The sequence below is a fragment of the Bacillus sp. AL-1R genome, from assembly GCF_052180195.1.
In the GTDB taxonomy this organism is placed as follows: domain Bacteria; phylum Bacillota; class Bacilli; order Bacillales; family Bacillaceae_G; genus Gottfriedia.
Map to the genome: position 1 here is coordinate 4,406,395 of NZ_CP197469.1, position 12,384 is coordinate 4,418,778.

General features: G+C 40.4%; 10 protein-coding genes, 2 tRNA genes and 3 rRNA genes. All 15 read right to left on the minus strand.

Annotated features, from left to right (window positions below; translation table 11 throughout):
* Nucleotides 1–177: 177 nt before the first annotated feature.
* The 15 genes from yabA to ACSBO6_RS21190 all read right to left on the minus strand — a co-directional run bounded on the left by yabA (nucleotide 178) and on the right by ACSBO6_RS21190 (nucleotide 12,374).
* Nucleotides 178–537, minus strand: a complete 360-nt coding sequence (gene yabA, locus ACSBO6_RS21120; protein WP_069033942.1) for a DNA replication initiation control protein YabA — start codon at nucleotides 535–537, stop codon at nucleotides 178–180.
* A gap of 12 nt (nucleotides 538–549) precedes the next feature.
* Nucleotides 550–1,377 carry a PSP1 domain-containing protein gene (locus tag ACSBO6_RS21125; protein ID WP_097979278.1) on the minus strand — a complete coding sequence of 276 codons (828 nt, stop codon included), beginning with the start codon at nucleotides 1,375–1,377 and terminating at the stop codon, nucleotides 550–552.
* 3 nt (nucleotides 1,378–1,380) lie between these two features.
* Complete coding sequence (gene holB, locus ACSBO6_RS21130) at nucleotides 1,381–2,376, minus strand: DNA polymerase III subunit delta' (protein ID WP_098846204.1); 996 nt, start codon at nucleotides 2,374–2,376, stop codon at nucleotides 1,381–1,383.
* A 169-nt stretch (nucleotides 2,377–2,545) separates the two neighbouring features.
* The gene (gene tmk, locus ACSBO6_RS21135) at nucleotides 2,546–3,178 is read right to left on the minus strand and encodes a dTMP kinase (RefSeq protein WP_498843957.1); all 633 of its coding nucleotides are present in this window, start codon (nucleotides 3,176–3,178) and stop codon (nucleotides 2,546–2,548) included.
* Between the two features lie 11 nt (nucleotides 3,179–3,189).
* The gene (locus ACSBO6_RS21140) at nucleotides 3,190–4,611 is read right to left on the minus strand and encodes an aminotransferase class I/II-fold pyridoxal phosphate-dependent enzyme (protein WP_498843958.1); all 1,422 of its coding nucleotides are present in this window, start codon (nucleotides 4,609–4,611) and stop codon (nucleotides 3,190–3,192) included.
* 268 nt (nucleotides 4,612–4,879) lie between these two features.
* Nucleotides 4,880–5,068, minus strand: a complete 189-nt coding sequence (locus ACSBO6_RS21145) for a sigma factor G inhibitor Gin (RefSeq protein ID WP_286138319.1) — start codon at nucleotides 5,066–5,068, stop codon at nucleotides 4,880–4,882.
* 488 nt (nucleotides 5,069–5,556) lie between these two features.
* A 5S ribosomal RNA gene (gene rrf, locus ACSBO6_RS21150) occupies nucleotides 5,557–5,672 on the minus strand.
* 59 nt (nucleotides 5,673–5,731) lie between these two features.
* A 23S ribosomal RNA gene (locus tag ACSBO6_RS21155) occupies nucleotides 5,732–8,669 on the minus strand.
* A gap of 79 nt (nucleotides 8,670–8,748) precedes the next feature.
* Nucleotides 8,749–8,824, minus strand: a tRNA-Ala gene (locus tag ACSBO6_RS21160).
* A gap of 21 nt (nucleotides 8,825–8,845) precedes the next feature.
* Nucleotides 8,846–8,922, minus strand: a tRNA-Ile gene (locus ACSBO6_RS21165).
* Between the two features lie 92 nt (nucleotides 8,923–9,014).
* Nucleotides 9,015–10,565: ribosomal RNA gene (locus ACSBO6_RS21170) — 16S ribosomal RNA — on the minus strand.
* Together the 16S, 23S and 5S rRNA genes with 2 tRNA genes alongside form the textbook arrangement of a ribosomal RNA operon.
* A 235-nt stretch (nucleotides 10,566–10,800) precedes the next feature.
* Nucleotides 10,801–11,064 carry a pro-sigmaK processing inhibitor BofA family protein gene (locus ACSBO6_RS21175; RefSeq protein WP_180232981.1) on the minus strand — a complete coding sequence of 88 codons (264 nt, stop codon included), beginning with the start codon at nucleotides 11,062–11,064 and terminating at the stop codon, nucleotides 10,801–10,803.
* A gap of 123 nt (nucleotides 11,065–11,187) precedes the next feature.
* A complete protein-coding gene (locus ACSBO6_RS21180; protein ID WP_098847125.1) occupies nucleotides 11,188–11,415 on the minus strand; it encodes a YaaL family protein in 228 nt (75 codons plus the stop codon).
* A 23-nt stretch (nucleotides 11,416–11,438) separates the two neighbouring features.
* Nucleotides 11,439–12,035, minus strand: coding sequence for a recombination mediator RecR (gene recR / locus ACSBO6_RS21185; RefSeq protein ID WP_056471203.1), 597 nt, complete (start codon nucleotides 12,033–12,035; stop codon nucleotides 11,439–11,441).
* 12 nt (nucleotides 12,036–12,047) lie between these two features.
* Nucleotides 12,048–12,374 (minus strand): YbaB/EbfC family nucleoid-associated protein, encoded by a 327-nt coding sequence (locus tag ACSBO6_RS21190; protein ID WP_098847128.1) that lies wholly within the window; start codon nucleotides 12,372–12,374, stop codon nucleotides 12,048–12,050.
* Between the last annotated feature and the right edge of the window lie 10 nt (nucleotides 12,375–12,384).

Below are 12,384 nucleotides of genomic sequence, written 5' to 3' on the forward strand. Positions count from 1 at the left end.
TTCAAATTCACACCAATATTATCTTTTAGCATTGCCTAATTGTATAACAATTAACTAACATTGCATAAAAAGAAGCTATTCCAATTGGAAGTGCGCGTACTTTACCTTTTTTACCAGTTTATTTAAAAGCTGGGTATTAAAAAGGTAATCGCTCGCTTCTTCCGGAATAGCCTACCATTACTTTTTATCAAAGAAGGATAAACAAAACAGACAGTCCTCGCCATGACGTACGCTTCCATAATGTAGATTACAAATATGGAAACCTTCTTGGTACAATCTTGCTAAATTATCATAGCCTTCCCCAAGATCCTTATCCTTTTGTACTTTTTTCTTCTTTGAGTCTTTTATTTGCTCTTTCTCTTCTATACGTTTATTTAGACCTAATCTTTCTCGCAAGTGATCATTCTCAATTTTCGTATAGTGATTTTCTTCTAGTAGCTCAGCAATATATTGTTTTAAGTCACTAAGCTGTGTTGATAAATCTTGAATTTGTTCTTCCATATTGGAAAGAGATAAGAATATATTCTTCTTGTCCAATCTTACCACCTCTTAATCTGTGGTTTGTATTGACACGACTCCCTCGTGAATTAAATCATCTAGGGTATACTCCACAACGCGTTCTTTTTTAATCAATTCTACCTGAATAACTCGTTCTAAGATGTTCAATCCTACTACTCTTCCTGGACCTTCAGCTGTTTTAATAATATCCTCTAAGTCTGGAAGTTGTTCTTTTGCGGCCTCATACTCATCATTTTCATATTTTAAGCAGCACATTAATCGGCCACAAAGTCCTGATATTTTCGCCGGGTTAAGAGAAAGATTTTGATCTTTAGCCATTTTAATAGACACTGGTTCAAAATCTCCTAAGAACGTTGAACAACACAACATTCTCCCACAAGGTCCAATCCCACCAAGCATTTTAGCTTCATCACGTACTCCTATTTGTCTTAATTCAATTCGAGTACGGAATACCGCAGCTAAATCCTTTACTAATTCCCTAAAGTCTATTCTACCATCTGCTGTAAAATAAAAGATGACTTTATTTCGATCAAACGTATATTCGACATCAACTAATTTCATGTCTAGTTCATGTTGCATAACTTTACTAGAACAAACTTCATAAGCCTCTTTAGCTGATTGTTTATTCTCTTCAACAATCATACGATCATGCTCATCAGCTAATCGCATAACTTTTTTTAATGGAAGGACTACGTCATTTTCTCCGACCTTTTTGTTTGGTACCACTACTTTTCCAAATTCAATCCCTCTCACCGTCTCAACGATGACAAAAGTATCTTTAGGGATTGCTAATCCATTTGGGTCGAAATAATAGATTTTACCAGCTTTTTTAAAACGTACTCCGACTACTTCGTACACAATCTACAATCCCTCCTGTAGCTCTATAATCATTTGCTCTAGAACCATTAACATATTTGCGTTGGATGTTAACCGCTTTTTAGCAAAAAGAATAATTTCTAAACAAGTAGTTATTTTCTCTAATGAAATACGGTTTAATGCTTGTCTCATTAATGGTTCTTCATTTTTAAAAACAACGTTCTGCTCTTGCTCAGCATATATATATAACATATCTTTAAAGGCTAATACAAGCATATCAAGCATCATTTGTAACTGTTCCTTCGTATCAAAATGACGAGAAACATTTTGTTGTATGACTAGAAGACTATCTTTTTTTGTCGTTAATAATGCTTCATATAATTCTATCACTAAATCTCTAGCTTGTGCAAACCATTCTTCTTCAGCAATTTGGAGTGCGACTGCCTCACTATTTGTTAATCTTGCCAATAGCGGTACTAAGTTTGATTGGAGCTCGATATTAACTAAATGTTCTTCAAAGTATTTTATTGGTAATGGATTAAAATGGATTGATTGACAGCGTGATTGTATTGTTGGCAATATTTGTTGTACTTGTTCAGTTAATAAAAATGCAGTTGTAATTGAGACCGGCTCCTCTAAAAATTTCAATAAAGAATTAGCTGCATTTGTCGTCATTCGATCAGCATGGTCGATTATATAAATTTTCCGATTCGATTCAACAGCTGTTTTAGAAAATTCTTCTTGTAATTGTTGAATTTGATGTTTCTTAATAGAGGCTTCTTCGGGCTCAATTAGATAAACATTTGGGTGATTACCAGAATCAACACGCTTACAATTCCGACAAGCTCCACAAGGTGTAGCGCCACTTACATTCTCACATAGTAATACTTTTGTGTAGTATAATGCAAGTTCGCGTTTACCTGTTCCTCTTGGGCCTTCAAATAAGTAAGCATGAGCTACCCTGTTTTTAATTACTGCATTTTTTAACATTTTTGTAGCAACTGGCTGACGCTCGCTTAGTTTCTCCCAAGATGTTTTCATATTTACACCTACTCATATCTATAAATTAATCAATTTTTTTAACCTGGCTTATGACCTAATTTTATTATAATTGATACAAAAAATTTTCAGTTAAGTTCCGAAAGTATCCTTTCATCTATTATACCAGTTCCGTCATGTTATTGTTCATGTAATCAATTTTTGCAAAAAATTAAATTTCTCCAATCTTTTCTAAAATAACCTTTAAAGTATCATTAAACACTTGATTGATCTGGTTTGACGCATCAATTCGTTTAAAGCGCCATGGTTCTCTCTTCATAATTTCAGCATATCCACTTTGGACTTTTAAATGAAAGTCTAATTCTTCTAAATCCAATCGGTTAATTTCTCTCTCATCTGCTTGGTGAACTCTATTTAATCCAACTTTAGGATCTAAATCAAAGTAAATTGTCAAATCAGGCATTAAACCATCTATTGCAAATTGATTAATATTATAAATTTCATCTATTCCGATTCCTCTACCGACACCTTGATAGGCAAGCGAACTGTCTACAAATCGATCACATAACACGATTTTTCCTTCAGCCAATGCAGGGATGACTTTCTCTGCCAAATGCTGTCTTCTTGCTGCAGCATAAAGTAATGCCTCCGTACGCTTGTCCATTTCAGTATTCTCTGTGTCTAATATAATATTTCTAATATTTTCAGCAATCCGTATACCACCTGGTTCACGAGTAGATATAAAATTTACACCTCTTTTACGAAGTTCCTCCGATATCATATTTATAATTGTTGTTTTCCCTGCACCCTCTGGTCCTTCAAATGTAATGAATAAAGATTTCAAATGTGTTCCTCCTAAATCAATACTTCTATTTGTAATTTTTTATCTTCAATCAGATTTTGAATCGTCATTCCATATTTATATACATCATGAATATAATCAACGTGCTTAGTAGTAACTAGTTCACCTTTTAGTAAAATTGGAACGCCTGGTGGATAAGGAACTATATTTTCCGCCGAGATTTCTCCTACTGAATCTGCCAAATCTTTTACCGACTTCCTTTTTTTCTTTAAATCAGCGTAACTGTGTAAAACTGTACTCGTAAAATTAGGTACGTTAAGTTTAGGTTGTTTATTTTCAATATATACCATCGATTCCGTTGCTTTTTTTATACGATGAATAAGATCATTAAAATTCATTCTTTCATCTAGTGGAAGGATAAACAGAACATGTCCCCAATCTGATAGCTCTGAATAGATACCCTCCGTTTCAAATATTGCCTGTAATTGTTTACCGGTATGGCCTTTTTTACTTTTTACGATTACTTTTAACATATCTTGTCTATAGTTTATATGACTTGAAGTTACAATTCGGATACTAGATAAGTTATTTACTTCTTCTTTAAATAAGGAAATTTTCTCTTGAAGTATTTTTACTTTATCTAAGGAAAATGTTTCAACAAAACTTCTTGCGTAATCTAAGGAAGCCATAATTGGATAAGATGGGCTGCTGCTTTGTAACATTCTCAGCATTTCTCTAACTTTATCTTTACAAACAAGTTTTGATTTTATATGTAAATATGACCCCATTGTCATTGCGGGTAAAGTTTTATGCGCCGATTGTATGACAATATCGGCGCCCATAGAGAGTGCGTCATTAGGAAAAGGCTCCCCAACTATAAAATGTGTTCCATGAGCCTCATCCACGATCGTTGGAATCTCCATACTATGTGCGAACTCAATTATACTTTTTAAATTCTGAGACATTCCATAATAATTTGGATTCGTTAAAATCATTGCTTTTGCCTTTGGATAATTTTTTATTACATGCAAAGATTGTTCAGTGTTTATCCCGAGTGGCTGTCCTAGCTCTTCGTCGATATCTAATGGCAAGAATATCGGCTTAGCACCAGCTAGTAAAAGACCATGAAAAATTGACTTATGACAATTGCGTTGTACCAATACTTCATCATTTTCGCCACATAACGCTAAAATTGCAGCGAGGTTACCCACGGTTGATCCATTTACTAAAAAGAAACTTTCTTCTGCTTTGTATACACTAGCCAACATTTCTTGAGCCTCACTAATCACCTCTGAAGGATAATGTAAGTCATCTAAGCCATTTAATTCTGTCACATCATAATTTAATATATTTGGTAGTCCTAATTCATTTATAAAAGTGTGTTTTCCATTTTTATGACCTGGAACATGTAGAGATATTGTTTTTTTATTAACGAACTGTTTCAGTGCATTTAGTAATGGCATTTCATTCATCATTAACGCTTCCTTTAATTTATGTAAGTTATTTATCTATGTCGCTTACTAGTCTATTTTTTATAGAATTTTTAATTTAGACAATATAAAAACCGATTGTATTTACAAGTTCTCTCCATTACTTAAAGGTTCAGTCACTAAAGAGGAGACCAAACAGTAATAAATTATGGCAGAGGTACCTGTATATAGAATCGGTCCTACACTATATATCTTATTTTAACTTACAAAAACTTATTAGACTACTATTAGTCTATCACGTTTATACTTATCCCTAATTTGCAATTTCTTCTTTCACTGTACTAATACATCTTAACTTCTCTACGAAGGAATTATATATAGGTGAATCTGTTTCGGTTTTTACGATTTTCTTTTCACACTCTTCACATACAAATGCTTTAATAATATGAATGCCATTTTCCTTTTTCTCTTCACAAACTATACACTTTGATAAACCATTCACCTTTATTCCTCCTCTAAGTGTTTTTCCAATGTAATTTGAGATTGATTAAACAATTTCGTTTATTATTTAGTTTTGCATATTAAAAACTTTTTATACAATTTAGGGCCTATTTTTTTGTAATATATGAAAATAGTTCTAATTTTGTGCTCTATATTTTTAAATTTTTTTCTAATGTGATATTACTTTCCTGACTTGATCTTATGATTGCTCCTTTTAACTACTAAAAAAGGACTACAATTAGTTTAGTTTGTAGTCTTTAATTACCGGCCAAACGTTCGTTATCTTCGTTACTTTTCCTGAGTCTTGGTACTCACCTACTGCTATATGGAGTAACCCCGTACCTTTACAGAATATCCCCTTAAACAAAACGATTAAGTGAACAAGCGGTTAAATTAGCTTTGGTTAAATCGAAATGTAAAGTTTCACATTATTTAACTTTAATTTGTAAACAAAAAAAAGCATCAGCCAAATAGCTGATGCTTTTTTTTACCAGGCGACGTTCTACTCTCACAGGGGGAAACCCCCAACTACCATCGACGCTGAAGAGCTTAACTGCCGTGTTCGGTATGGGAACGGGTGTGACCTCTTCGCAATAATCACCTGATTTGTATTTGAGTTGTACTTTTGTACCCTCAAAACTAGATAATGTCATCATCAAACTTGTTAGTTAAGTCCTCGACCGATTAGTATCAGTCAGCTCCACGTGTCACCACGCTTCCACCTCTGACCTATCAACCTGATCGTCTCTCAGGGGTCTTACTAGCTTAACGCTATGGGAAATCTCATCTTGAGGGGGGCTTCATGCTTAGATGCTTTCAGCACTTATCCCTTCCACACATAGCTACCCAGCCATGCTCTTGGCAGAACAACTGGTACACCAGCGGTGTGTCCATCCCGGTCCTCTCGTACTAAGGACAGCTCCTCTCAAATTTCCTGCGCCCACGACGGATAGGGACCGAACTGTCTCACGACGTTCTGAACCCAGCTCGCGTACCGCTTTAATGGGCGAACAGCCCAACCCTTGGGACCGACTACAGCCCCAGGATGCGATGAGCCGACATCGAGGTGCCAAACCTCCCCGTCGATGTGGACTCTTGGGGGAGATAAGCCTGTTATCCCCGGGGTAGCTTTTATCCGTTGAGCGATGGCCCTTCCATGCGGAACCACCGGATCACTAAGCCCGACTTTCGTCCCTGCTCGACTTGTAGGTCTCGCAGTCAAGCTCCCTTATGCCTTTACACTCTTCGAATGATTTCCAACCATTCTGAGGGAACCTTTGGGCGCCTCCGTTACTCTTTAGGAGGCGACCGCCCCAGTCAAACTGCCCACCTGACACTGTCTCCGAGCCGGATCACGGCTCTAGGTTAGAATTTCAATACAGCCAGGGTAGTATCCCACCGACGCCTCCACCGAAGCTAGCGCTCCGGCTTCTCAGGCTCCTACCTATCCTGTACAAGCTGTACCAAAATTCAATATCAAGCTGCAGTAAAGCTCCACGGGGTCTTTCCGTCCTGTCGCGGGTAACCTGCATCTTCACAGGTACTATAATTTCACCGAGTCTATGGTTGAGACAGTGCCCAAATCGTTACGCCTTTCGTGCGGGTCGGAACTTACCCGACAAGGAATTTCGCTACCTTAGGACCGTTATAGTTACGGCCGCCGTTTACTGGGGCTTCAATTCAGAGCTTCTCCCGTAAGGGATAACCCCTCCTCTTAACCTTCCAGCACCGGGCAGGCGTCAGCCCCTATACTTCGCCTTGCGGCTTCGCAGAGACCTGTGTTTTTGCTAAACAGTCGCTTGGGCCTTTTCACTGCGGCTCTCCCGGGCATACACCCAAAAGAGCACCCCTTCTCCCGAAGTTACGGGGTCATTTTGCCGAGTTCCTTAACCATAGTTCTCTCGCTCACCTTAGGATTCTCTCCTCGCCTACCTGTGTCGGTTTGCGGTACAGGCACCTATTTCCTCGCTAGAAGCTTTTCTTGGCAGCGTAGAATCAGGAACTTCGGTACTATATTTCCCTCGCCATCACAACTCAGCCTTATGATGTGCGGATTTGCCTACACATCAGCCTAATTGCTTGGACGCGCATATCCAGCAGCGCGCTTACCCTATCTTTCTGCGTCCCTCCATCGCTCAAACGGAAATGAGGTGGTACAGGAATATCAACCTGTTGTCCATCGCCTACGCCTGTCGGCCTCGGCTTAGGTCCTGACTAACCCTGGGAGGACGAGCCTTCCCCAGGAAACCTTAGGCATACGGTGGACGGGATTCTCACCCGTCTTTCGCTACTCATACCGGCATTCTCACTTCTAAGCGCTCCACCAGTCCTTACGATCTAGCTTCAACGCCCTTAGAACGCTCCCCTACCACTGATACCATACGGTATCAATCCGCAGCTTCGGTGATACGTTTAGCCCCGTTACATTTTCGGCGCAGAGTCACTCGACCAGTGAGCTATTACGCACTCTTTAAATGGTGGCTGCTTCTAAGCCAACATCCTGGTTGTCTAAGCAACTCCACATCCTTTTCCACTTAACGTATACTTTGGGACCTTAGCTGGCGGTCTGGGCTGTTTCCCTCTTGACCACGGATCTTATCACTCGTAGTCTGACTCCTATGGATAAGTCATTGGCATTCGGAGTTTGACTAAATTCGGTAACCCGTTGGGGGCCCCTAGTCCAATCAGTGCTCTACCTCCAAGACTCTAACACATAAGGCTAGCCCTAAAGCTATTTCGGGGAGAACCAGCTATCTCCGAGTTCGATTGGAATTTCTCCGCTACCCACACCTCATCCCCGCACTTTTCAACGTGCGTGGGTTCGGACCTCCATTCAGTGTTACCTGAACTTCATCCTGGACATGGGTAGATCACTCGGTTTCGGGTCTACGACCACGTACTAAATCGCCCTATTCAGACTCGCTTTCGCTGCGGCTCCGTCTCTTCAACTTAACCTTGCACGGGATCGTAACTCGCCGGTTCATTCTACAAAAGGCACGCCATCACTCGTTAACGAGCTCTGACTATTTGTAAGCACACGGTTTCAGGTTCTCTTTCACTCCCCTTCCGGGGTGCTTTTCACCTTTCCCTCACGGTACTGGTTCACTATCGGTCACTAGGTAGTATTTAGCCTTGGGAGATGGTCCTCCCAGATTCCGACGGAATTTCACGTGTTCCGCCGTACTCAGGATCCACTCAAGAGGGAACGAGGTTTCAACTACAGGGTTTTTACCTTCTTCGACGGACCTTTCCAGGTCGCTTCATTTACCCCGTTCCTTTGTAACTCCGTATAGAGTGTCCTACAACCCCAAAAGGCAAGCCTCTTGGTTTGGGCTATCTTCCTTTTCGCTCGCCGCTACTTGGGAAATCGCTATTGCTTTCTATTCCTCCAGGTACTTAGATGTTTCAGTTCCCTGGGTCTGTCCTCAGTACCCTATGTATTCAGGTAAAGATACTACTCCATTACGAGTAGTGGGTTCCCCCATTCGGAAATCTCCGGATCAAAGCTTACTTACAGCTCCCCGAAGCATATCGGTGTTAGTCCCGTCCTTCATCGACTCCTAGTGCCAAGGCATCCACCGTGCGCCCTTTCTAACTTAACTAATTTTAAAACTAATTGAATTAAACTTACGCAGTTTAATGAATGACATTATCTAGTTTTCAAGGTACAAAATAAAAAAATGGTGGAGCCTAGCGGGATCGAACCGCTGACCTCCTGCGTGCAAGGCAGGCGCTCTCCCAGCTGAGCTAAGGCCCCATATTTATTTTATAAAAGATATGGTGGGCCTAAATGGACTCGAACCATCGACCTCACGCTTATCAGGCGTGCGCTCTAACCAGCTGAGCTATAGGCCCATATCTATAATAGAAGGATAATCCTTCAAAACTAAACAAAACAATGAAGAAACATTTCATACATGAACCATCGGTTCATGATGTCTCCATAGAAAGGAGGTGATCCAGCCGCACCTTCCGATACGGCTACCTTGTTACGACTTCACCCCAATCATCTGTCCCACCTTAGGCGGCTGGCCCCTAAAAGGTTACCCCACCGACTTCGGGTGTTACAAACTCTCGTGGTGTGACGGGCGGTGTGTACAAGGCCCGGGAACGTATTCACCGCGGCATGCTGATCCGCGATTACTAGTGATTCCGGCTTCATGTAGGCGAGTTGCAGCCTACAATCCGAACTGAGAATAGTTTTATGGGATTAGCTCCACCTCGCGGTCTTGCAACCCTTTGTACTATCCATTGTAGCACGTGTGTAGCCCAGGTCATAAGGGGCATGATGATTTGACGTCATCCCCACCTTCCTCCGGTTTGTCACCGGCAGTCACTTTAGAGTGCCCAACTAAATGCTGGCAACTAAGATCAAGGGTTGCGCTCGTTGCGGGACTTAACCCAACATCTCACGACACGAGCTGACGACAACCATGCACCACCTGTCACTCTGTCCCCGAAGGGAAAGCCCTATCTCTAGGGTTGTCAGAGGATGTCAAGACCTGGTAAGGTTCTTCGCGTTGCTTCGAATTAAACCACATGCTCCACCACTTGTGCGGGCCCCCGTCAATTCCTTTGAGTTTCAGTCTTGCGACCGTACTCCCCAGGCGGAGTGCTTAATGCGTTAACTTCAGCACTAAAGGGCGGAAACCCTCTAACACTTAGCACTCATCGTTTACGGCGTGGACTACCAGGGTATCTAATCCTGTTTGCTCCCCACGCTTTCGCGCCTCAGCGTCAGTTACAGACCAGAAAGTCGCCTTCGCCACTGGTGTTCCTCCAAATCTCTACGCATTTCACCGCTACACTTGGAATTCCACTTTCCTCTTCTGCACTCAAGTTCCCCAGTTTCCAATGACCCTCCCCGGTTGAGCCGGGGGCTTTCACATCAGACTTAAGAAACCGCCTGCGCGCGCTTTACGCCCAATAATTCCGGACAACGCTTGCCACCTACGTATTACCGCGGCTGCTGGCACGTAGTTAGCCGTGGCTTTCTGGTTAGGTACCGTCAAGGTGCCAGCTTATTCAACTAGCACTTGTTCTTCCCTAACAACAGAGCTTTACGACCCGAAGGCCTTCATCGCTCACGCGGCGTTGCTCCGTCAGACTTTCGTCCATTGCGGAAGATTCCCTACTGCTGCCTCCCGTAGGAGTCTGGGCCGTGTCTCAGTCCCAGTGTGGCCGATCACCCTCTCAGGTCGGCTACGCATCGTCGCCTTGGTGAGCCGTTACCTCACCAACTAGCTAATGCGCCGCGGGCCCATCTGTAAGTGATAGCTAAAAGCCATCTTTCAATTAAGGAACAGGAGTTCCTTAATGTCATCCGGTATTAGCTCCGGTTTCCCGAAGTTATCCCAGTCTTACAGGTAGGTTGCCCACGTGTTACTCACCCGTCCGCCGCTAACTAACGGGAGCAAGCTCCCATTAGTCCGCTCGACTTGCATGTATTAGGCACGCCGCCAGCGTTCGTCCTGAGCCAGGATCAAACTCTCCATAAAAGTTAAGTTTAAATCTTGTATTGCTCAAAAAAACTAATAATTGACGTTTACTTCATGTTTTGTTTAGTTTTCAAAGATCATCTTGTTTTTTAACAACTTATTCAGTTTATCACTTTCGACAATTTCTGTCAACAGTTGTTTTTTTCTTTTTTTGTTATCGCCATCAGCGACGTATATAAATATAACATCCCCACGATAATTGGTCAACAGTTTTTAGCAACTTTTTTTATATTTTTTATACGATATAAATTCCGATTACACTTAACGCTACAATACCTGGTACACCTAATACACTTAAGAATGTGCAAGTAACAGCATTAATCGGAATATGAAAATTATTAGAAGCTAAAGCATAGTTTAATATAAACACGATCATGACACATACTATACCTCTTAGTACATACCTACTAATTAGTTTTAAAGCTTTAACTGGCAGACCTACTAATAATAGAAATAAAATTACAAATAATACAACCGAAATCATAATAATACTATTCACAAAAAAAACTCCCCTCATATAACTTGTACACCTTGTACTAAGATTGTATGAGAAAAGGAACTATTCAATGACAAAAAACATTAATAAAAAAGAGTCTATTGCCTAAGCAATAAACCCTTTTACTTATTTCATTTTTGTTATTAAAACGTTTCTAGCCTTTGCTTCTTTTAATAAGAAGAAGTATTTAGCCTGGTAAAGTTTAATATGGATTAGTAGATCATCTGGTGGATCCACACTTCTTTCCATTAACTCTACCTGACTTAAGTAAATATCTTTGTAGTCATGTAGTCTATCAACTAACTTTTCATCAAATTCTTTACGAATCTTACCTTTTTTTCGAAAAAAACCCATGGTCTCTCTCCATTAATCAGTTTCTAAAGTTCTCTTCTACCTTCCAGAGCTTTTGAAAGTGTAACTTCATCTGCATATTCTAAGTCTCCGCCTACTGGTAGACCATGTGCGATTCGAGTAATTTTAATACCCGTCGATTTTAATAGCCTAGAAATATACATAGCAGTTGCTTCGCCCTCTATATTCGGATTGGTTGCTAAAATTATTTCTTGAACTACATCATCTTTTAGTCTGCTCAATAATTCCATAATTTTAATATCTTCCGGTCCAACACCCTCCATTGGTGAAATCGCACCATGAAGTACGTGATATAACCCTTGATACTCTCTCATTTTTTCCATAGCAATAACATCTTTTGTATCTTGAACTACACATATTGTAGATCGGTCTCGATGTTGATCGCTACAAATATAACAAGGGTCTTGGTCAGTTATATGGCCACATTCTGAACAGTAAAGTAGTTTTCTTTTCGCATCTATCATTGACTTTGCGAAATCTAACACGTCGTCTTGCTTCATATCTAACATGAAAAATGCCAGTCGAACAGCCGTTTTGGGACCAATCCCTGGCAACTTCATAAAACTATCTATTAATTTTGATATCGGTTCAGGGTAATGCATTTGTCTTAACCTCTAAAACAATCCTGGAATATTCATCCCTTTAGTGAATTGCCCCATTGTTTTAGCAGTTGCCTCTTCAATTTGTTTAATCGCATCATTTGTTGCAGTTAAAACTAAATCTTGTAGCATTTCGATATCTTCTGGATCTACAACTTCTTCTTTAATAGTAACGTCTACAATTTGTTTTAATCCATTAGCTGTTACAGTTACCATTCCTCCGCCAGCTGTACCAACAAACGTACGCTCATTTAATTCATTTTGAGCTTGCTCCATTTGCTTTTGCATTTTTTGCATTTGTTTCATCATATTATTCATATTGCCCATTCCGCCACGCATCATTTTCATTTCC